The sequence below is a fragment of the Vagococcus xieshaowenii genome, assembly GCF_004792515.1.
GTDB lineage: Bacteria > Bacillota > Bacilli > Lactobacillales > Vagococcaceae > Vagococcus_A > Vagococcus_A xieshaowenii.
The window spans coordinates 23,394-45,000 of the sequence record NZ_CP038865.1; the positions used below are offsets into that span (position 1 = coordinate 23,394).

Sequence of the window (21,607 nt, forward strand, 5' to 3'; positions counted from 1 at the left end):
AATTATTGTTGTTCATTAGCATGTTAGGATTAGTGATGGTACTAACTGCCTGCGGTACAGATAAGATTGATGCGGGAAGTACAGGGATTTGGGATCATTATATTGTTTATAATTTTGCCAGAGTAATTAAAGCGCTGTCCTTAGGTGGTCATACAGGAGTCGGGATTATTTTATTCACGATTTTAGTACGTATTATCTTATTACCACTAATGAAATTCCAAACAGATTCAATGAAAGCAACACAGAAGTTACAACCGAAATTAAAAGAGTTGCAAGAAAAGTATCCAGGAAAAGACGCAGAATCAAAACGTAAAATGCAAGAAGAACAACAACGTTTGTACGCTGATCATGGAGTTAATCCAATGGCTGGTTGTTTACCGTTGTTAGTTCAAATGCCGATTATGATGGCTGTTTGGCAAGCTATTTCTCGTGTACCAGAATTAACACAAGGAAAATTTTTATGGGTTGAACTAGGTACACCGGATAAAACATTGATTTTACCGATTATTGCCGCGATTTTTACATTTGCCAGCAGTAAGTTAGCGAGTATGTCGCAAACGGAGTCCAATCCTTCTATTACAGTAATGAATTATGTCATGCCATTAATGATTTTATTCATGGGGATTAATTTAGCAAGTGGTTTATCACTATACTGGGTAATCTCAAACGGTTTCCAAGTGATTCAAACATTATTTATTAATAATCCATTTAAACAACGTCGTGAAGCTGAAGAGGCTGCACGTTTGATTAAAGAAAAAGAGCGTGCGTTAGAAAAAGCTAAAAAAGCGAAGAAAAAACGTAAAAAATAATAAGATGAAAATAGGTCTAAAGGAGGTAATGAGTGTGTCAGAATTTAGAGGAGCAACTGTCAATGAAGCAATTGAAAAAGGCTTAGCGACACTAGGTTTAACTAAAGAAACAGCACGTATTCAAATTGTATCGGAAGACAAAAAAGGTTTTTTAGGGATTGGTAAAAAGGAAGCTATCGTGTCTATTTTACCCGCAGTAGCAGAAAAAGAAACAATCTCGGATGTAACGACTACATCATCAACTCAAGAAACAAATCATGTGGAAGAAACAAAAGAAGAGGTTAGTGTTTCAAAAGAACCGTTTAAGGTGTTAGAAAATCTAAATGAACAACAAACAATTACTGAATTAGCCTTATATTTAACTAATATTACGGCAGAGTTAGGTGCACCTGCATTAGTCAGAGTGGAGCGTCAAAAAGAGTTGGTGATGATGCACTTAGATACTAAACAATCAGGGATGCTAATCGGAAAACATGGTCGTGTGTTAAATGCTATTCAGTACTTAGCACAAGTATTTATTCACCGTGTCTCTAAAGACCGTTTGAATGTCGTGGTGAATGTCGGTGATTACCGTGAACGTCGTCAAGAGGCGATGGAAAGATTAGCTCGTCGTACTGCTCGTAAGGTGGAAGAAACAGGTCAAGCTGTTTTCTTAGAACCAATGCCAGCATTTGAACGTAAACTTATTCATGGCTATTTAACGCAACATCCGTATGTGGAGACGCATTCTGAAGGTGAAGAACCCCATCGTTATTTGGTGGTAGAACTTAAACGTAACGTTTTTTAGTCTTGGATGACTAGTTAAGCTTTTGTCTAAATCCTTGATTATTCAGACAAAATACGGTATCATCTTAACGAAATCAATCGAATGACAATTGAATCAGCAGTCAAAGTGCTAATTCACCCCAATGTTTATTTGGGGTGGAGTGGGCACTTTTTTTAATGAAAAAAATTAACTAAAAAGGAGCCAATCTGATGAATGTAACCAAAGAATTTGATACAATTGCGGCTATTTCAACACCACCTGGTGAAGGCGCAATCAGTATTGTTCGTTTGAGTGGTGATGAGGCGGTTAAAATTGCCAGCCGTGTCTTTGTTTCTACTCATAATTTAGAAGAAGTTGCCAGTCATACCATTAATTATGGTCATATTAAAGATGCTAAGCGTGAGCAGGTGTTGGACGAAGTGATGGTATCTGTCATGCGTGCACCGCGTACATTTACTCGTGAAGATATTGTTGAAATTAATTGTCATGGCGGTATGGTTGTGACCAATCAAGTCTTACAATTATTATTACGAGAAGGTGCTCGAATTGCCGAACCAGGTGAATTTACAAAGCGCGCCTTTTTAAATGGTCGTATGGACTTGTCTCAAGCCGAAGCGGTGATGGATTTAATTCGTGCCAAAACAGATAAAGCCATGCATGTAGCCTTGACGCAATTAGATGGTAACTTATCGTCATTAATTCGCTCATTACGTCAAGAAATTTTAGAAACATTAGCACAAGTTGAAGTTAACATTGATTATCCAGAATACGATGATGTCGAAGAAATGACGTCACAATTATTAAAAGACAAAGCATTTGAAATCAAAGAGCGTGTGAGTTATTTATTACGTACCGCACAACAAGGCAAGATTTTGCGTGAAGGCTTAGCGACGGCTATTATAGGGCAACCTAATGTGGGGAAATCGAGTCTACTGAATTACTTGCTAAAAGAAGATAAAGCGATTGTAACAGAAATTGCTGGAACAACACGTGATGTGATTGAAGAATTTGTCAACGTTCGCGGCGTGCCACTAAAATTAATCGATACAGCGGGTATTCGTGAAACGGATGATATTGTAGAAAAAATCGGCGTGGAGCGTAGTCGCAAAGCCTTACAAGAAGCTGATTTTATTTTATTACTACTGGATCAAAGTAAACCACTTAGTCAAGCTGATATTGAGTTGATTAAAGCAACGGATGGTTTAACACGTCTTATTATTTTGAATAAAATGGATCTTGCAAGTCAATTGGATCGTCAAGACCTGTTCCAACATGTGCCAGAAGGTGAAGTATTGGAAATTTCGGTCCTAGATAGTCAAGGCGTGGATGAATTAGAAGATAAAATTGCTGATATTTTCTTTGATGGAAATGTCCAAGAAAAAGATGCAACATACGTCTCAAATATTCGTCATATCGGCTTATTAGAACAAGTTGAAGCAGCGCTTGATGAAGTCGTAAAGGGAATCGAGATGGAGATGCCAGTTGATTTGGTCCAAATTGATATGACACGCGCGTGGGATATGTTAGGTGAAATCGTTGGGGATAGTGTTCAAGATGAATTAATTACCCAATTATTTAGCCAATTTTGTTTAGGAAAATAGAGAGGAACGAATAAATGGAATATTATGTAGCAGGTGAATATGATGTTGTCGTAGTCGGCGCTGGTCATGCAGGATCAGAAGCTGCTTTGGCTGCCGCACGTATGGGTCAAAAAACCTTATTATTAACGATTAATTTAGATATGGTAGCATTTATGCCATGTAACCCGTCAGTAGGAGGTCCTGCTAAAGGTGTGGTCGTGCGCGAAATTGATGCCTTAGGTGGTGAAATGGGTCGTAATATCGATAAGACCTATATTCAAATGCGTATGCTAAATACCGGTAAAGGACCAGCCGTGCGTGCGCTTAGAGCGCAAGCGGATAAAAATGATTACGCTGAAAGCATGAAACACACGATTGAACGTCAGGAAAACTTAACGTTACGCCAAGGGTTAGTAGATGAGTTAATCGTTGAAGACGGTGTGTGTAGAGGGGTTATCACCTCAACAGGTGCTAAATATTTGAGTAAATCAGTGATTATTACAGCGGGAACAGCGTTACGTGGTGAGATTATCGTGGGGGAATTGAAGTATTCTTCTGGCCCTAACAACTCACAACCGTCATTAAAATTATCAGAAAACCTAAAAGCCTTAGGATTAACGATTGATCGCTTTAAAACAGGGACACCTCCTCGTGTTAAATCATCGTCTATCGATTATTCTGTGACGGAAATTCAACCAGGAGATGAAGCACCTAATCACTTTAGTTTTGAAACACCAGATGAGGATTATTTAACGGAACAATTACCTTGTTGGTTAACCTATTCTAACGAAAAAACGCATGAAGTTATTCGTGAAAACTTACATCGTGCACCAATGTTTACCGGAATTGTTGAAGGGGTTGGGGCAAGATATTGTCCATCGATAGAAGATAAGATTGTGCGTTTTAGCGATAAACCACGTCATCAAATTTTCTTAGAACCAGAAGGTCGTGATACGGAAGAAGTTTATGTGCAAGGACTATCAACATCGTTACCAGAAGATGTCCAACATAAAATGATTCAATCAATTCCAGGTCTAGAAAACGCTGAGATGATGCGTAATGGTTACGCGATTGAATACGATGTAGTCGTGCCACATCAATTACGCCCAACGCTGGAAACAAAAATCATCGAGAACTTATATACAGCCGGTCAAACAAATGGGACGAGTGGTTACGAAGAAGCAGCTGGTCAAGGGTTAATGGCAGGGATTAATGCCGCCCTTAAAAACCAAGGAAAAGACCCTCTTGTATTAAAACGCAGTGATGGTTATATTGGGGTAATGATTGATGACTTAGTCACCAAAGGAACGAATGAACCTTACCGTTTATTAACGTCTCGTGCTGAGTATCGTTTATTATTGCGTCACGACAATGCCGATTTACGTTTGTCAGAAAAAGGTCACGAGATTGGCTTACTTCCAGAAGAACGTTACGAAAGTTTCTTAACAAAGCAACGTCAAGTGTTAGAAGAAATTGAACGCATTAGAGGCATTCGTTTGAAACCTCAAGCAGAATTACAAGCGTTCTTATCCTCTAAGGGCTCTGCTGAGTTGAAGGATGGTATTTTAGTAGCAGATATTCTAAAACGCCCAGAATTAACGTATATGGACTTACAGCCATTCTTTGAGCCAGCACCAGAACCATTAGATCGTCGCGTAATTGAACAAATTGAAATTCAAATCAAATACGAAGGCTACATCAAAAAAGCCATGGATAAAGCGGATAAATTAAAACGCCTAGAAGCCAAACGTATTCCAGCTAATATCGATTACAACAGTATCGACAGCTTAGCAACCGAAGCACGTCAAAAGTTAATTCAAATTCAACCAGAAACCATTGCCCAAGCTAGCCGTATCAGCGGCGTTAACCCAGCAGATATCAGCATCTTGATGGTCTACCTAGAACAAAGAAAATACCAGACATTAGACTAAAGTGATTGAGAGAGTGTTTAGCTCTGGAAAATAAGGCGAATTGCGAAGGAAATTGTCTCTCAAATTTTCGTAGCAATTCGACTTATTTTGGCAAGAGTTACTCTCGAAATCCGGATTAGAAAAAGTGATTGAGGGTGCGTTTAGCTCCGATAAAAATCTCAAATACGACGAAAATATTTCAAATATTTTTGAGAGAGTGTTTATCTCCCTAGTAATATAGTCAATAAAGAAATAGAAAGGCTGTGCTATAGCAGTCTCTCTATTTTTTTAATAAGTGATAGGGTTAACAAGTTTCATCTTCGTAAAACACCTTTTTTTATTTTTATCAAAGATGATATGATGTTTTAACATTGGATAGCGATATCAAACAATTGAAATATAAAATGAGAGAGAATCAAACAAAACGGGCGAGAACCTTGTATAAGGATCTCGCCCGTTTTATTTAATATTAACTAGCTTTTGTTGTGTTTTTAGTTAGCTTGCTACGAATAAACGCAATAATCATCGGTAAAATCGAGATGAAAATCACCGCTAACACAATAAGTGAGAAGTGTTCTTTGATAAAGGGAATATTTCCAAAGAAGTACCCAGCGATACAACAAATGCTGACCCATAAGAAGCCACCAAAGAAGTTGTAGCGAATAAATTGCCCATAATGCATGTTACTTGCACCGGCAATAAATGGCGCAAAGGTTCTGATAAAAGGCATGAAACGTGCGATAATAATCGTTTTTCCACCATGTTTATCAAAGAATACCTCAGCTGTAGCAACTTTTTCTTTGTCTAAAAATTTACCGAAGACGCGATGCTCGGTGACTGATAGTCCAATTTTCTTCCCTAATTCATAGTTGACCGTGTCACCAATGACAGCGGCGGCTAAGAAGATGACAAAAAGTAATCCGATAGTCAAAATTGAATGGTCCAAGGCTGCTAAAGCGCTCGCTACAAATAATAGGGAATCACCGGGTAAGAATGGGAAAATAACTAAGCCTGTTTCAACAAAAATAATGGCAAATAAAATTAAATACGTCCAACTACCAAATTGATTAATAATCTGTAAGAGGTGTTGGTCAATGTGAATAATAAAATCAATAATAAACCAAATAAAATCCATCAGTTTTCCTACTTTCATTCGTGTTAAAGTCTAATTCTTTCAAATAATACTTTTTCATTCTACCCTATAAGTTTGACTAGTTATCGGATACTGAATGATTTTAATAAATTTTTTATTTTTGGTTTTTAAGCTTGTTTTAAGATAGGCGCTATATATTATGAGTATAGTTTTTTTCATTCCCCCCAAGATGTTTGTTCAACAAACATTTTCCCTTTTAAAAATTGTTAAACCGATAAGGAAGTCTAGACAAGTGATTGTTTAGGCTTTTTTATTTTATGATGTAGTATATAAGGATTTATTCATTAGAAAAGTTGAACTCCCTTGGATGATACGTTAAAGTAAGAAATGAATGATAGAAAAGAGGATAAAAGAATGAAACCAGAACAATTTAAAGCACAATTAGCGAAGATTGGCGTGGAGCTGAGCGACAAACAAATGCAGCAATATGCGTTATACCACGAGATGTTAGTTGAGTGGAATGAAAAAATTAATTTAACCGCGATTACTGAGCAAGAAGAAGTTTATTTGAAACATTTTTATGACTCTATCATGCTGTCACAAGCAAAAGATGTCTTCCAAGAAAATATTTCAATGTGTGATGTTGGAGCCGGTGCAGGATTTCCAAGTATTCCACTAAAAATCGCGTTTCCAAACTTAGAAGTAACGATAGTTGATTCATTGAATAAGCGTATCAAGTTTTTATCAGAGTTAGCAATGGCCTTGGAATTAGATAATGTCCATTTATACCACGATCGTGCCGAAACTTTTGGTCAAAACAAAAACTTCCGTGAAAGTTTTGACTTAGTTACAGCGCGTGCCGTGGCACGCTTAAACATTTTAAGTGAGTTATGTCTGCCATTAGTTAAAAAAGAGGGCTATTTTGTCGCATTAAAAGCAGCCAAAAGCGAAGAAGAAATTACCGAAGCTAAAAAGGCAATCACCATGATGGGTGGTAAATTTATCGAAGAAATCGATTTAGCCTTACCTGGCACCGAAGATCGTCGTAATTTAGTTGTTATTCAAAAGAAAAAAGAAACACCAAAAAAATTCCCAAGAAAACCCGGCACCCCAAACAAACAACCGATTATATAAAGTGATTGAGTGAGCGTTCTGCTTTTGAGCAATCGTAGGACGTCGAAAAATTCGCAGTATTTTTTGAGAGTACGGAGAAATTGCCGAAAAAGCAGCTCACAAAATCCGGATTGAATAAAGTGATTGAGTGAGCGTTCTGCTTTTGATCAGTCACACAGCTAACTTTAGTCCATTAACTACCTCTAATGTTCATAACCATCTGTTTAATAGGCCCTTTCTACTATATACATAACAAAAGTGATGGAAGAAATCCTCGCAGTGTTATGATATAATAGGAATGTTAAAGTTGGGTAAAATAGGTCTAAAAATAAGTAAGAGGAATCGGAGGAAGTTATATGGCACGGATTATCTCGGTAGCCAATCAAAAAGGTGGCGTTGGGAAAACAACAACAACCGTTAATTTAGGAGCAAGTTTGTCTTATTATGGCAAAAAGGTGCTATTAATTGATATAGATGCGCAGGGAAATGCAACAAGCGGTATTGGTATAAAAAAATCAGACGTTGGTAAGGATATTTATGATGTGCTGGTTAATGAAGAGCCAATTAAAAATGTGATTCATCAAACATCAAGAGAAAACCTTGATATCGTGCCTGCAACGATTCAATTAGCCGGAGCAGAGATTGAATTAACCCCAATGATGGCTAGAGAAACACGCTTAAAAAGCGCATTAAGAGATATTCAAGACGAGTATGATTATATTTTAATTGATTGTCCACCATCATTAGGACATTTAACCATTAATTCATTTACTGCAAGTGATTCAATTTTAATTCCTGTTCAATGTGAGTACTATGCACTAGAAGGATTAAGCCAATTGCTTAACACGATTCGTTTGGTCCAAAAACATTTCAACCCTGAATTGAAAATTGAAGGAGTACTCTTAACCATGTATGATGCACGTACTAATTTAGGATCAGAAGTGGTTGAAGAAGTCCGTAAATATTTCAGAGAACGTGTATATGACACGATCATCCCAAGAAATGTTCGCTTATCAGAAGCACCAAGTCATGGGTTATCAATTATTGATTATGATATGCGCTCACGAGGCGCTGATGTATATCTAGCATTAGCAAAGGAAGTGTTAGGAAATGACGAAGGCAAATAAAAATAGCAAGGGATTAGGACGCGGTATTGACGCGTTATTCCAAGATTTTTCAAGTATTGAAAAAGTCGATGTTAAACGTGAAGAAATCGTTGAGATTCCTTTATCAGAATTAAGACCAAATCCTTATCAACCACGTAAAATATTTGATGAGGAAGCATTAAAAGAATTGGCCCGTTCGATTGAACAATCAGGTGTTTTTCAACCGATTATTATTAGAGCATCAGATGTTAAAGGCTATGAAATTATTGCAGGTGAGCGTCGCTATCGTGCCTCACTGTTAGCTGGCAAAGAAACAATTCCCGCCATTATTCGTGAATTTGACGAAGCAGCTATGATGCAGGTTGCTGTTTTAGAAAACTTACAACGTGAAGATTTAAGCCCATTAGAAGAAGCAGAAGCTTACGAGATGCTAATGAAAAATTTGGGATTAACCCAAAATGAAATCGCTGAAAAATTAGGAAAAAGTCGCCCGTACATTACGAACTACTTACGCCTACTAACATTACCTGCGCTTGTGAAAGAGCTGTTACATTCAGAAGAAATCTCAATGGGCATCGCCCGTACATTATTGGCATTAAAAGATGAACAACAAATCGTACCTGTCGCTAAAAAAGCAGTCAAAGAACAATTAACAGTTCGTCAATTAGAAAAGTTAGTGGCACAAATGAACGAAGAAGGCTCAGAATTGCCATCTAAGCCTGTTAAAAAGGAAACACGCCCATTTTATTTAACTGCAAGTGAAGATCGCTTAATGGATAAATTTGGAACAGCTGTCCGCCTTCAAGAAAAAGCAGGTAAAGGAAAAATAGAAATAGAATACTTATCAAAAGATGACTTAACTAGAATTTTAGATATTCTAGATATCTCATTTGATGATTAAAATGGGAGGTTAAGATATGTATGACTTAGGCGATATCGTGGAGATGAAAAAACCACACGCTTGCCAAACTAACCGATGGGAAATAATTCGCATGGGAATGGACATCAAAATGCGCTGTGAGAACTGTCGTCATATCGTGATGATGCCTCGCAAAGAATTCGACAAAAAAATCAAACGCGTATTGGTAAAAAAAGGTGATTGAGATGGGTGTTTTACTTCAAGAAATATGCAAGAAGTGACAAAAGTATTGGAAAATACTTTTGAGAACTTCTTCATAATTCCGAAGAAGTAGCCCACGAAATTCCGCAGATAAAAAGGTGATTGAGATGGCGACTGACTTTCGATTCACAACCTATTACCTAGAAAGTTGCTATCGAAATCCAGCAAAAAAGGTCATCTTATCAATACAGAACACAACTAAAACAATAAAGCCGATGGGGCGTGATGATTCAAGTCACACCCCATTGTCTTGTGACTATTAACCAAAGAAAGAGGAAATTATTATGTCATTAACAGCAGGAATCGTTGGTTTACCTAACGTTGGGAAATCAACTTTATTCAATGCTATTACCAAAGCAGGAGTAGAAGCAGCAAACTATCCATTTGCGACTATTGACCCAAACGTCGGAATGGTAGAAGTACCAGACTATCGTTTAGATGAATTAACAAAATTAGTTAATCCTAAAAAAACAGTGCCAACAACGTTTGAATTCACGGATATCGCCGGAATCGTACGTGGAGCAAGTAAAGGTGAAGGATTAGGGAACCAATTTTTAAGCCATATTCGCCAAGTAGACGCGATTTGTCAAGTGGTACGTTGTTTTGAAGATGAAAATATTACCCACGTTGAAGGTAAAGTGAATCCTTTAGCCGATATTGAAACAATCAATTTAGAATTAGTATTAGCTGACTTAGAATCAGTGACTAAACGTCATGCACGTGTGGCTAAAATTGCCAAAACAAAAGATAAAGACGCAGTAGCTGAGCTAGCTGTTTTGGATAAAATTAAGCCAGTTCTAGAAGAAGGGTTACCCGTTCGTAGTATCGAATTTTATGATGAAGAATTACCGATTGTAAAAGGCTTATTCTTATTAACATCTAAACCAATGCTTTATGTTGCTAACGTAGCAGAAGAAGACGTTGCAGATCCAGATAGCAATGAATTAGTTCAAATGGTCCGTGACTTTGCTGCGACTGAAGGGGCTAAAGTTATCACAGTTTGTGCACGTGCAGAAGAAGAAATCGCTGAATTAGAAGACGAAGAAGATCGTCAAGAATTTTTAGAAGCATTAGGAATTGAAGAATCAGGATTAGATCAATTAATTCGTGAAGCTTATGACTTGTTAGGCCTAGCGACTTACTTCACTGCTGGTGAAAAAGAAGTGCGTGCATGGACATTTAAGCAAGGAATGAAAGCTCCACAATGTGCTGGCGTTATTCATACCGATTTTGAAAAAGGTTTTATTCGTGCTGAAACAGTTTCGTTTGAAGATTTAAAACAATACGGTAATATGCACGCAGCCAAAGAAGCTGGACGCGTTCGTTTAGAAGGTAAGGAATACGTTGTAAACGATGGCGACATCATGTTATTCCGTTTTAATGTTTAATAAAATAGTGAGATTCTGGAGGTAGAAGGTTTGGAAGCACAAGAATTAAGAGCATTAATCGAAAAAAATCTAGAACTAGAAGAAAAATTAACGAAAAAAAATCAACAATATATCTTTGATTTAAGAAAAGCAATGAATGGTGCCAATGTATCAGATGAAAAGCAAATTACAGCATTAGCTGATATGTTGCCACAATTAGTGGAAACACAAAAAACAGGACAAACAGCACGTCAGTTGTTTGGAACTGTAACAGAACGCCTAGAGTTGATTGCTAACGAGCCAGTAGAAGTAAAAGAAGTAGGCATGAAGGAAATGGTTATCGACAATAGCTTGCTATTATTTGCCTTATTAGGTGTGATGTCAGTTGTTATGCCAATGTTCTTAAATGGACAGCCACAAGGGATTTTAACTTTAATTATTGGTTCAATTTCAGGTGGTGTGGCGTTTTACTACTTATACAACAAAGTATATCAATATGACAGACCAGGTGCAGATCGTTCGCAAAAACCAGGAGCAGGGAAAACCTTTGCTATTTCAATGTTAGCTATGCTAGGTTGGTCAGTGTTCTTCATCGGTTCAATGCTAATTCCAGGAAGTATTAACGTCGTTTTACAACCAGTTATTACGTTAATTTTATCAGTAGGTGCTTACTTACTTCGACGTTACTTACGTAAAAAAAATAATATCATGACCAATATGTTTTCAAGATAGCAAAAGAGCTTACAATTTGTAAGCTCTTTTTCGCATATTCAAATGTTTCACGTGAAACATTTGAATATGCGTTGAAATAATAGTTAAAAAATACGGTTTCATGATTTGATGGTTAACATAGTGGTAATTTGAAGCAATATATTATCATCAACAAGAGCCGTGTTAGTCTTATAAAAAAAGATAAAGCATATGATTACATTTTCTGTGGATAGTAGGTGTATTATAGGAGGAAAGAATCACATGTTATAATCAGCAACTGAAAAAAGGATAACTATTATTCATTAAATCAAGATGAGAATAGAAAAGAATATTTGACGATATGATGATGTTTTGTTATGCTATTATATAAAAATAATTCGAGGAAGTGGCGAAAAGAATGTCTAATTGGGAATCAAAATTTGCAAAAAAAGGATACACATTTGATGATGTTTTATTAGTTCCAGCAGAAAGTCATGTTTTACCAAATGATGTTGATATGAGTGTACAACTAGCGAAGAATATCCGTTTGAATATTCCATTTTTAAGTGCAAGTATGGATACAGTAACAGATAGTGGTATGGCGATTGCAATGGCACGTCAAGGTGGTTTAGGTGTTATTCACAAAAATATGACCATTGAACAACAAGCTGATGAAGTTCGTAAAGTAAAACGTTCTGAAAGTGGCGTTATTATTGATCCTTTCTTCTTAACTCCAGAACATAAAGTACAAGATGCTGAAGATTTAATGGCACGTTACCGTATTTCAGGAGTACCGATTGTAGAGACATTAGAAAGTCGTACATTAGTAGGGATTTTAACTAATCGTGACTTACGTTTCATTTCAGATTATGAAGCGCCTATTCATGAAGTAATGACAAAAGAAGAATTAGTAACAGCACCAGTTGGGACATCACTAAAAGATGCTGAAAAAATCTTACAAAAATATAAAATTGAAAAATTACCGTTAGTAGATGCTGAAAATCGTTTAAGTGGTTTAATTACCATTAAAGACATTGAAAAAGTTATCGAATTCCCAAGAGCCGCTAAAGATGAACATGGTCGTTTATTAGCAGCCGCAGCAGTGGGTGTTACAAGTGATACGTTTGAACGTGCAGCGGCATTGTTAGATGCAGGAGCAGATGCGATTGTCATTGATACAGCTCACGGACATAGTGCAGGTGTTTTACGTAAAATTTCAGAAATTCGTGCGAAATTTCCAGAAGCAACATTAATTGCTGGGAATGTAGCGACAGCTGAAGGCACACAAGCTTTATATGAAGCGGGTGTTGACGTGGTAAAAGTAGGGATTGGACCTGGTTCAATTTGTACAACACGTGTTGTAGCTGGTGTTGGGGTTCCTCAATTAACAGCGATTTATGATGCGGCATCAATGGCACGTAAATATGGTAAGACAATTATTGCTGATGGTGGAATTAAATACTCAGGTGATATCGTGAAAGCATTAGCAGCTGGTGGTAATGCGGTAATGCTAGGAAGTATGTTGGCAGGTACAGACGAATCACCAGGTGAATTCGAAATTTATCAAGGTCGTCGTTTCAAAACATATCGTGGTATGGGCTCATTAGGTGCGATGGAAAAAGGTTCAAGTGACCGTTACTTCCAAGGTAGTGTGAATGAAGCCAACAAATTAGTGCCAGAAGGTATTGAAGGACGTGTCGCTTATAAAGGGGCTGTATCAGATATCGTCTTCCAAATGATCGGTGGATTAAAATCAGGTATGGGTTATGTGGGCGCACCAACTATCGATGCTCTACATGAAAATGCACAATTTGTTATCATGAGTGGAGCTGGATTAAGAGAATCTCATCCACATGATGTTCAAATTACAAAAGAAGCACCTAACTATTCAGTAGAAGGATAGTTGATATTATAGGAAAAGATACCAAAACTAGGTCAAACTAGGTTTGGTATTTTTTTTTTAAATAATGAACGTTCGCTAATCTCCATTAAATAAAAATTAGGAAATCAAAGAAAGTATTGTATCATTTCTTCTAGGGTAGTATAACTAAAGTGTAGTAATGAATGTTAATTTTTTGAGAAAGAAGGGAATTCGTTATGAAAATAGGTGTACCTAAAGAAATTAAAGATCAAGAAGGACGCGTAGCGATTACGCCAGCAGGAGTTATGACGTTTGTGAAACAAGGTCATGAAGTAATCGTTGAACACAATGCAGGGATTCAATCAGGGTTTACAAATGAAGAGTATCTGTCAGTCGGTGCAAAAATTACGGAAAATGTTAGTGATGTATGGTCTGCGGATATGGTTATGAAAGTTAAAGAACCACTAAAAGAAGAATACCAATACTTTAGAGAAAATCTTATTTTATTTACTTATTTACATCTTGCACCAGTCAAAGAATTAACAGATGCATTAGTCAACGCAGGTGTAACGGCAATTGCCTATGAAACAGTTCAGTTAGATAATGGTAGCTTACCTTTATTAACACCAATGTCTGAAATTGCAGGACGTATGTCTGTTCAAATCGGCGCACAGTTTTTACAAAAATTTTACGGTGGAGCAGGAGTTCTATTAGCAGGAGTTCCAGGTGTAGAACGTGGTAAAGTAACCATTATCGGTGGTGGTGTTTCAGGTGTTAACGCAGCTAAAATGGCGATAGGACTAGGGGCACAAGTGACGATATTAGATGTTAATCCATCACGTTTAGCCGAATTGGATGATCTGTTTGGTAATAGTATTCAAACATTAATGTCTAACCCATTTACCATTGAACAGTCAGTGCTAGAGTCTGATTTAGTAATTGGTGCTGTATTGATTCCAGGAAGAAAAGCACCAAAATTAGTGGATGAAGAGTTAGTGAAACGTATGAAGCCAGGTTCTGTTATTGTTGATATCGCAATTGATCAAGGTGGTATTTTCGAAACAACAGACCATGTGACAACACATGAAAACCCAACGTTTATCAAACATGACGTGATTCATTATTCAGTAGCGAATATGCCTGGTGCAGTGCCACGTACTTCAACGTTCGCCTTAACAAATAGCACCATGCCTTATGCAGTAGAGATTGCTAATAAAGGTGTAATGAAAGCGCTTAAAGAAAATATCGCTTTATCAAAAGGTGTCAGCGCTTTAGCATTCCAATTAACAGATGCAGGAGTTGCCAAAGACCAAGAACGAGCATATACACCACTTGATGAATTAATTTAAAGATAAAAATAGGAGCTGTGACAAATTTTTGTCACAGCTCCTTTATTCTGAATAAATGGTGATCCAAAAACAGCTTTTTGGCTTAATTCCGAAGAAGCTGTTTTTGGATCAGTCTCATGTTTATTTTGAAGGTGCTTCAATTTTTGTTAAGCCACCCATGTAAGGAACTAAAGCTTCAGGAATAGTGATACTGCCATCTTCGTTTTGGTAATTTTCCAAAATACCGACGACTGTACGGCCAACAGCTAAACCAGATCCGTTTAATGTATGAACATATTGTAATTTACCTTCAGCATCGCGGTAACGGATTTGTGCACGTCTCGCTTGGAAGTCAGTACAGTTTGAGCAAGAACTGATTTCACGGTAAGTATGTTGGCTAGGAACCCAAACTTCTAAGTCGTATGTTTTCGCAGCTGAGAAGCCCATATCGCCTGTAGATAACGCTAATACACGGTAAGGTAGGCCTAAACGTTGTAAAATAGCCTCGGCATTTTGTGTCATTTTTTCTAATTCATCAAATGATGTTTCAGCATCAGCGAATTTTACCATCTCAACTTTGTGGAATTGGTGTAAACGGATTAACCCTCGTGTGTCACGACCTGCACTACCAGCTTCTGAACGGAAGCATGGGCTAAAGGCGGTGAAGTTTTGTGGTAATGTGTCACCTTCTAGAATTTCATTACGGTAGAAGTTAGTTAAAGGTACTTCAGCCGTTGGAATTAATGTTAAGCCGCCACCTTCGATTTGGAATACATCTTCCTTAAATTTAGGGAACTGTCCTGTACCAAACATAGAATCATCATTCACTAGGATGGGTGTTAACATTTCTTGATAGCCATGCTCAGTTGTATGCATGTCTAACATGAAGCTAATTAAAGCACGTTCTAAACGAGCACCAATGCCTTTGTAGTAAAGGAAGCGACTACCTGCAACTTTTGCGCCACGTTCGAAATCTAAAATATCTAAGTTCTCGCCTAAATCCCAATGCGCTTGTGGCTCAAAAGAAAAGTCTTTTGGTTGTCCCCAACGACGGACTTCAACGTTTGCTTCTTCATCTTCTCCAACAGGCACACTTTCATCTGGTAAGTTAGGAATCATTGTTGAAATGTCAAAGATTTTTTGATCAACCTCGTTTAATTGTTCGTCGATAGCTTTGATTTCAGCACCGACTTTTTGCATTTCAGCAATTTTATCTTGAGCATCTTCTTTATTACGTTTTAATTGAGCAATTTCTTCAGAAACCTTGTTACGTAATTTTTTCTTTTCTTCGGTTGTGACAATTAATTGACGACGTTCTTGGTCTAACGCTAATAATGTGTCTAATTGTGAACCATCCACACCTCTTGTTGCAAGACGTGCTTTTACTTCTTCAAAGTTGTTACGAATCATTTTGATATCTAACATGTGTTTTCCTCCTAATTTTGTGTAATAAAAAAACCAATCCATGCCAAAGAGCCTAGACTCTTGGGACGAATTGGTTTGAAATTAATCATTAATCGCGGTGCCACCCAAATTCAGCAGTAATCTGCTGCACTTGTTATTTGATAACGGTGATAAACCGAAATGAATTATGTCTTCATTTTCTGCAACGTGAGGCGGATTCTTAATGACTGTCCTACTAGCTTACACCAACCGCTAGCTCTCTAAAAAGGCAGAAATTAATACTATTCTCACTAGAAAAATATCTTAATATCTAAAGTATAACCGAACCTTGTTTTAGTTGTCAAACGAAGCTAGCTTTTAATGAATGAAACCTTTCCGAAAACCATTCACCTATTAGGACATACCAAGGTGATTTTTCGATGGTTTCTGTAGCATAAAGAGGAAGCTCTTTAGTTTTTTCATCTTTAAATAGGTAATGGCTACTTGTCTTGTTAAAGCTGACAGAGATTTTTCCGACTTTTTGGCCTTTTTTGATAGGTGCTTTTAGTTCGCCTTCTTTCGTTAGCAAATCCTCATCGAGAGTCACGTTTAATTGATCCACCATCGCTTGCTCATCTAATTGCCAGTTAGTTAGTTCTTTGTCTAGGCTAAGTGCCACGGTATCTTTTTTACCTGCATGAACAGGGTAGTTCTTTTCTTTAGTGCTTAATGAGTCAGAAGATAGGCTAGTCGTTACTTGCCAGTTTTCTAAGGCATCGTCCATTAAGTTGCTGGTATCAATAAAACGTTGACCGTTATCTTTAGCATCCATATCTTCACTGTGTAAGACAATCGTGACAACTTGTCGGCCATCTTGTTCGATTAAGCCAACAAAACACGTACCTGCAAGCTGGGTTGTTCCTGTTTTTAGGCCAATAACATTTTCTTTATAAAAACGTTGTCCAGGTAACATCTCATTAGTACTTATTAGGTCTGTTTGTGAAAGTGTCCCTTGGCCGAATGTCGCAGAAGCTTCACGTGTGAAGTCAATAATTTCTGGAAAATCATTTAATAAATGATAGGTAACAATTGCTAAATCATGTGCGGACATTAAATTTTCTTCATCGTCCTTACTGCCAGGATATTTACGTCCTAAGGTATCTTCGTTATTTAATCCTGAAGTAGAAATGATATACGCATTATCAATGTGCCATTTTTTTAGTTGGGCACGCATTAAATCAACAAATTCTTTTTCACTACCGGCAATTTTTTCTGATAAAGCGATAACGGCTGCATTAGCAGAGACTTTTTCAGTTGCGATAAATAAGTCTTTTACTGTATAGTGTTCGTGTTGGTATAAGTAAACATTCGACAAGTTCATGTCGTGACTTAACGTTTCTAAGTGTTCCGAGATTGTTATTTCATCATCCCAGTGAATCGTACCATCTTTGATTGCTTGTAAAATAAGATACATGGTTAGCATTTTAGTAGTAGAAGCAATTTGTAAAGGTTCATTTGAATTTTTTTCATAAAAGATTTTTCCATCAGTAGGATCAAAGGCAATGGCGGCTTTCGCTCCTAAGTCTAACTCAGTGCCGTAAGTTGTTTCTTGTGCATTGACAAGGTTAGAAAAAGGCATGAATAAACTACCTGATAAAAGAAAAACACAGATAGACGATAATAGTGTTCGTCGCATATTAAAACTCCTCAAAATAATTTTTAGGCGAATGCTTCTTGTGTTAATGGTAATCTGATAACAAAAGAAGTCCAACCATTTTCTGATTTTACGCTAATTTCACCATGGTGTAAAGAAATGATACTGTGAGCGATTGCCAACCCTAGTCCTGTCCCACCTGTTTCTTGTGAACGTGAAGGATCTACACGGTAAAATCGCTCGAAGATACTTTCAATAGCGTCTTCAGGGATATTTTCACCATTATTTTTAATGGTAATCAGCGCGTGTTCTTCTGTTTTTTCGGCACTTAAAATAATCGCGTTACCATCAGATCCATATTTCAAGGCATTCGTAATCAAATTATCAAATACACGTACGAGCTTTTCTGTATCTCCTTTCATCATAAAGGGAATCGGGTGACAAATAACATCAAGCGTCATGTTTTTGTTAGCAGCTTCAAGTTCAAAATCGACGGCCAATTGTTCTAGCAATTGATACAAATCAAATTGAATTAAATTTAGTTTGGTATTCGTTTGTCTGACTTTGGTGTACTCAAATAAGTCATCAACTAGATTTTTCATTTGCTTTGATTTTTTAAAAGCCGTATGTGTATAGTGCAACAATTCTTCGTTAGATTTGTATCGACCTTCTTCAATAAGACCTAAGTAGCCGATAATCGAGGTTAGAGGTGTACGGATATCATGACTAATATTGGTGATTAACTCATCTTTTGATTGCTCAATACGACGTTCTTCTTCCATAGCTGTCACGGTGTTATTAACTAATTGGTTGACGTTATTAATAATACGTCCTAAATCACCGTTTAATTTAAAAGGGATCCGATGATCATAGTTTCCTTCTGCAATAAAATGTAGCTCTTTAATGATGTGTCGTAATTGCATTTGATGATAACGACGAATCAACCGCCAAGCTAAAACGATAATATCCATAATGGCTAGTAAGAAAATCGCCACTTTTTCTAATGTGTAAGTCTTAATATTGAATCCTTTATTAAAAATGGCATCTTTTAATTCTAAAACAACGGCTTTGAGGTTTGAGTTGCCATCAATAATAATTTTTGCTAGAGCAAGAATGGCAATATTTAGTAAAATCAGTAGAATAACTGTTAATATGGCTTCTCCTAAGAGCTCGCTTTTTTCCTTAGACGTTAAGTTGATTTTATTGGTTTGTTCTATATTAGTTTCCATTTATTTTATAGCCAACTCCCCAAACGGTCTCGATTACTTTTTCACCATTGGTTGCTTGTTCGATTTTTTCTCGTAAGTGACTGACGTGAACCATCACGGTTTTTGCGGATACTAGACTTTCTTGTTGCCAAACACGTTCGAAAATTTCTTCTGCACTAAAGACTCTGTTGGGATGACTAGCTAATAAATGTAGAATGCCAAACTCAAGAGCTGTTAACTGGATAGGAACATTAGTATCAGTAGTCACTTCATGAGAGTCTTTGTTAATTCTTAGAGGACCAACTTCAAGTGTATCGGGTAAATCATTTTCTATTTGTAAGGAAGAACGTCTTAATAGTGACTTTACACGTGCCATTACTTCTAGGGGATTAAATGGTTTTGTGACATAGTCATCAGCACCAGCCACTAAGCCTTGGATTTTATCCATATCCGTTGTCTTAGCGGTTAACATAATAATCGGGATTTGTGATTCTTTTCTTAGTTCTTTAACAACAGACATACCGTCCATTTTTGGCATCATAATATCCAATATCATTAAATCAATATCGGGTGTTGTAATTACTTTTGTCATGGCTTCTTTACCATCATAAGCTTTTATAACATCGTAACCTTCGTTCTTTATATAGATACTTAATAATTCAACAATTTCTTTATCATCATCGACAACTAATATTTTCATACTAAATGCTCCTTTAAGTGTTTTATAGTTAGTATTATTGTAGCAAATTATAGATATAATATCGGCTTTTAAAGATATCCTTATCAAAAGTTTTAAAACTTCTTACTATATAATGTCAGATTAGTTATTTATCAATTAAATTAATTTCAATAATTAGTTGACAATATCAATCAATAAGGCGTATACTTTAAAAGTTCGCTTGAGAAATCAAGTGCAATAAACAAAATAAAAATTTTTGAAAAGTTGTTGACAAAGTCAACTAACGGTGATAAACTTATGAAGTTGTCAAGAAAGACAACTGTTTGAAAGAAAGTTAAAAAAATCATAACAAATCGTTGACAAACAATGAAATGCATGATAAATTATTAACAGTCTTGAAAAACAAAGACAAAAAAGTTTTAAAAAAGTTGTTGACAAAGTCAACTAGCCATGATAAACTTATGAAGTTGTCGCAAAAGACAACGACAAGTTAAAAAACTTTTATGTAGACCTTTGAAAACTGAACAATGAATAAGACAAACCAAATGTGTAGGGTGTTTTACAAAGTGTAAAACAAAACCAACAATTTTTAAATTTTAGTGAAGTAATTCGCTAGCAAACATAAATGAGCGACATCTTCGGATGTTATCAAAACTTTTATTGAGAGTTTGATCCTGGCTCAGGACGAACGCTGGCGGCGTGCCTAATACATGCAAGTCGAACGCTTTTTCTTTCACCGGAGCTTGCTCCACCGAAAGAAAAAGAGTGGCGGACGGGTGAGTAACACGTGGGTAACTTGCCCATCAGTGGGGGATAACACTTGGAAACAGGTGCTAATACCGCATATCTCTTTTGATCGCATGATCGAATGATGAAAGACGCTTTCGGGTGTCGCTGATGGATAGACCCGCGCTGCATTAGTTAGTTGGTGAGGTAATGGCTCACCAAGACCGTGATGCATAGCCGACCTGAGAGGGTGATCGGCCACACTGGGACTGAGACACGGCCCAGACTCCTACGGGAGGCAGCAGTAGGGAATCTTCGGCAATGGACGAAAGTCTGACCGAGCAACGCCGCGTGAGTGAAGAAGGTTTTCGGATCGTAAAACTCTGTTGTTAGAGAAGAACAAGCGTGAGAGTAACTGTTCACGCCTTGACGGTATCTAACCAGAAAGCCACGGCTAACTACGTGCCAGCAGCCGCGGTAATACGTAGGTGGCAAGCGTTGTCCGGATTTATTGGGCGTAAAGCGAGCGCAGGCGGTTCTTTAAGTCTGATGTGAAAGCCCTCGGCTCAACCGAGGAAGGTCATTGGAAACTGGGGAACTTGAGTGCAGAAGAGGAGAGTGGAATTCCATGTGTAGCGGTGAAATGCGTAGATATATGGAGGAACACCAGTGGCGAAGGCGACTCTCTGGTCTGTAACTGACGCTGAGGCTCGAAAGCGTGGGGAGCAAACAGGATTAGATACCCTGGTAGTCCACGCCGTAAACGATGAGTGCTAAGTGTTGGAGGGTTTCCGCCCTTCAGTGCTGCAGCTAACGCATTAAGCACTCCGCCTGGGGAGTACGGTCGCAAGACTGAAACTCAAAGGAATTGACGGGGGCCCGCACAAGCGGTGGAGCATGTGGTTTAATTCGAAGCAACGCGAAGAACCTTACCAGGTCTTGACATCCTTTGACCATTCTAGAGATAGAACTTTCCCTTCGGGGACAAAGTGACAGGTGGTGCATGGTTGTCGTCAGCTCGTGTCGTGAGATGTTGGGTTAAGTCCCGCAACGAGCGCAACCCTTATTGTTAGTTGCCATCATTAAGTTGGGCACTCTAGCAAGACTGCCGGTGACAAACCGGAGGAAGGTGGGGATGACGTCAAATCATCATGCCCCTTATGACCTGGGCTACACACGTGCTACAATGGACAGTACAACGAGTCGCGAGACCG

The 21,607-nt window shown here is 37.6% G+C and carries 17 protein-coding genes, 1 rRNA gene and 1 other annotated feature (1 of these 19 running past the window's edge); of the genes, 13 read left to right on the forward strand and 5 right to left on the reverse strand.

The window, feature by feature from the left end; genetic code table 11:
• Positions 1-20 precede the first annotated feature (20 nt).
• The 4 genes from E4Z98_RS00115 to mnmG all read left to right on the forward strand — a co-directional run bounded on the left by E4Z98_RS00115 (position 21) and on the right by mnmG (position 5,086).
• Entirely contained in the window at positions 21-809 is a 789-nt protein-coding gene (locus E4Z98_RS00115) for a YidC/Oxa1 family membrane protein insertase (RefSeq protein ID WP_135254019.1), read from the forward strand.
• 28 nt (positions 810-837) lie between these two features.
• Positions 838-1,596 (forward strand): RNA-binding cell elongation regulator Jag/EloR, encoded by a 759-nt coding sequence (jag, locus tag E4Z98_RS00120; protein ID WP_425353662.1) that lies wholly within the window; start codon positions 838-840, stop codon positions 1,594-1,596.
• 185 nt (positions 1,597-1,781) lie between these two features.
• The gene (mnmE, locus tag E4Z98_RS00125; protein ID WP_135254002.1) at positions 1,782-3,176 is read left to right on the forward strand and encodes a tRNA uridine-5-carboxymethylaminomethyl(34) synthesis GTPase MnmE; all 1,395 of its coding nucleotides are present in this window, start codon (positions 1,782-1,784) and stop codon (positions 3,174-3,176) included.
• Positions 3,177-3,190: 14 nt separating this feature from the next.
• Positions 3,191-5,086, forward strand: coding sequence for a tRNA uridine-5-carboxymethylaminomethyl(34) synthesis enzyme MnmG (mnmG, locus tag E4Z98_RS00130; protein ID WP_135254000.1), 1,896 nt, complete (start codon positions 3,191-3,193; stop codon positions 5,084-5,086).
• Between the two features lie 448 nt (positions 5,087-5,534).
• Here the strand turns inward: mnmG and E4Z98_RS00135 are convergent, their stop codons facing one another.
• Positions 5,535-6,200, reverse strand: coding sequence for a DedA family protein (locus E4Z98_RS00135; protein ID WP_135253999.1), 666 nt, complete (start codon positions 6,198-6,200; stop codon positions 5,535-5,537).
• A 372-nt stretch (positions 6,201-6,572) separates the two neighbouring features.
• Between E4Z98_RS00135 and rsmG the strand changes: the two genes are divergently transcribed.
• From rsmG to ald, 8 genes are all read left to right on the forward strand, one after another.
• Positions 6,573-7,292, forward strand: a complete 720-nt coding sequence (rsmG, locus tag E4Z98_RS00140) for a 16S rRNA (guanine(527)-N(7))-methyltransferase RsmG (RefSeq protein ID WP_135253997.1) — start codon at positions 6,573-6,575, stop codon at positions 7,290-7,292.
• A 335-nt stretch (positions 7,293-7,627) separates the two neighbouring features.
• On the forward strand, positions 7,628-8,398 hold the full coding sequence (locus E4Z98_RS00145; RefSeq protein ID WP_135253996.1) for a ParA family protein: 771 nt from the start codon (positions 7,628-7,630) through the stop codon (positions 8,396-8,398).
• Positions 8,382-9,278 (forward strand): ParB/RepB/Spo0J family partition protein, encoded by an 897-nt coding sequence (locus E4Z98_RS00150; protein WP_135253994.1) that lies wholly within the window; start codon positions 8,382-8,384, stop codon positions 9,276-9,278. Before E4Z98_RS00145 ends, E4Z98_RS00150 begins: the two co-directional genes overlap by 17 nt.
• Before the next feature lie 16 nt (positions 9,279-9,294).
• Entirely contained in the window at positions 9,295-9,480 is a 186-nt protein-coding gene (locus E4Z98_RS00155) for a DUF951 domain-containing protein (RefSeq protein ID WP_135253992.1), read from the forward strand.
• A gap of 301 nt (positions 9,481-9,781) precedes the next feature.
• The gene (ychF, locus tag E4Z98_RS00160; protein ID WP_135253990.1) at positions 9,782-10,885 is read left to right on the forward strand and encodes a redox-regulated ATPase YchF; all 1,104 of its coding nucleotides are present in this window, start codon (positions 9,782-9,784) and stop codon (positions 10,883-10,885) included.
• Between the two features lie 30 nt (positions 10,886-10,915).
• A complete protein-coding gene (locus E4Z98_RS00165; RefSeq protein ID WP_135253989.1) occupies positions 10,916-11,596 on the forward strand; it encodes a DUF1129 domain-containing protein in 681 nt (226 codons plus the stop codon).
• A gap of 376 nt (positions 11,597-11,972) precedes the next feature.
• Positions 11,973-13,457 carry an IMP dehydrogenase gene (gene guaB, locus E4Z98_RS00170; RefSeq protein ID WP_135253987.1) on the forward strand — a complete coding sequence of 495 codons (1,485 nt, stop codon included), beginning with the start codon at positions 11,973-11,975 and terminating at the stop codon, positions 13,455-13,457.
• A gap of 194 nt (positions 13,458-13,651) precedes the next feature.
• On the forward strand, positions 13,652-14,764 hold the full coding sequence (ald, locus tag E4Z98_RS00175) for an alanine dehydrogenase (protein ID WP_135253985.1): 1,113 nt from the start codon (positions 13,652-13,654) through the stop codon (positions 14,762-14,764).
• Between the two features lie 120 nt (positions 14,765-14,884).
• On the opposite strand, the gene serS is transcribed toward ald, so the two are convergent.
• The 4 genes from serS to croR all read right to left on the reverse strand — a co-directional run bounded on the left by serS (position 14,885) and on the right by croR (position 19,688).
• Positions 14,885-16,168, reverse strand: coding sequence for a serine--tRNA ligase (gene serS, locus E4Z98_RS00180; RefSeq protein ID WP_135253984.1), 1,284 nt, complete (start codon positions 16,166-16,168; stop codon positions 14,885-14,887).
• A 58-nt stretch (positions 16,169-16,226) separates the two neighbouring features.
• Positions 16,227-16,451: a binding site (T-box leader), on the reverse strand.
• Positions 16,452-16,487: 36 nt separating this feature from the next.
• Positions 16,488-17,822, reverse strand: coding sequence for a serine hydrolase (locus E4Z98_RS00185; RefSeq protein ID WP_135253982.1), 1,335 nt, complete (start codon positions 17,820-17,822; stop codon positions 16,488-16,490).
• A 23-nt stretch (positions 17,823-17,845) separates the two neighbouring features.
• Positions 17,846-19,009 (reverse strand): sensor histidine kinase, encoded by a 1,164-nt coding sequence (locus tag E4Z98_RS00190; RefSeq protein ID WP_135253980.1) that lies wholly within the window; start codon positions 19,007-19,009, stop codon positions 17,846-17,848.
• Positions 18,999-19,688, reverse strand: a complete 690-nt coding sequence (croR, locus tag E4Z98_RS00195) for a response regulator transcription factor CroR (RefSeq protein WP_135253979.1) — start codon at positions 19,686-19,688, stop codon at positions 18,999-19,001. Before croR ends, E4Z98_RS00190 begins: the two co-directional genes overlap by 11 nt.
• Positions 19,689-20,323: 635 nt before the next feature.
• Between croR and E4Z98_RS00200 the strand changes: the two genes are divergently transcribed.
• Positions 20,324-21,607: ribosomal RNA gene (locus E4Z98_RS00200) — 16S ribosomal RNA — on the forward strand; it runs 276 nt beyond the window's last position.

Bases quoted from the DNA above. Each gene is read 5' to 3' on its own strand.
- E4Z98_RS00135 (WP_135253999.1), bottom strand. From the start codon at position 6,200: ATGGATTTTATTTGGTTTATTATTGATTTTATTATTCACATTGACCAA.
- guaB (WP_135253987.1), top strand. From the start codon at position 11,973: ATGTCTAATTGGGAATCAAAATTTGCAAAAAAAGGATACACATTTGAT.
- ychF (WP_135253990.1), top strand. From the start codon at position 9,782: ATGTCATTAACAGCAGGAATCGTTGGTTTACCTAACGTTGGGAAATCA.
- E4Z98_RS00155 (WP_135253992.1), top strand. From the start codon at position 9,295: ATGTATGACTTAGGCGATATCGTGGAGATGAAAAAACCACACGCTTGC.
- E4Z98_RS00185 (WP_135253982.1), bottom strand. From the start codon at position 17,822: ATGCGACGAACACTATTATCGTCTATCTGTGTTTTTCTTTTATCAGGT.
- rsmG (WP_135253997.1), top strand. From the start codon at position 6,573: ATGAAACCAGAACAATTTAAAGCACAATTAGCGAAGATTGGCGTGGAG.
- E4Z98_RS00190 (WP_135253980.1), bottom strand. From the start codon at position 19,009: ATGGAAACTAATATAGAACAAACCAATAAAATCAACTTAACGTCTAAG.
- E4Z98_RS00145 (WP_135253996.1), top strand. From the start codon at position 7,628: ATGGCACGGATTATCTCGGTAGCCAATCAAAAAGGTGGCGTTGGGAAA.
- mnmG (WP_135254000.1), top strand. From the start codon at position 3,191: ATGGAATATTATGTAGCAGGTGAATATGATGTTGTCGTAGTCGGCGCT.
- ald (WP_135253985.1), top strand. From the start codon at position 13,652: ATGAAAATAGGTGTACCTAAAGAAATTAAAGATCAAGAAGGACGCGTA.
- E4Z98_RS00115 (WP_135254019.1), top strand. From the start codon at position 21: ATGTTAGGATTAGTGATGGTACTAACTGCCTGCGGTACAGATAAGATT.
- serS (WP_135253984.1), bottom strand. From the start codon at position 16,168: ATGTTAGATATCAAAATGATTCGTAACAACTTTGAAGAAGTAAAAGCA.
- croR (WP_135253979.1), bottom strand. From the start codon at position 19,688: ATGAAAATATTAGTTGTCGATGATGATAAAGAAATTGTTGAATTATTA.
- jag (WP_425353662.1), top strand. From the start codon at position 838: ATGAGTGTGTCAGAATTTAGAGGAGCAACTGTCAATGAAGCAATTGAA.
- E4Z98_RS00150 (WP_135253994.1), top strand. From the start codon at position 8,382: ATGACGAAGGCAAATAAAAATAGCAAGGGATTAGGACGCGGTATTGAC.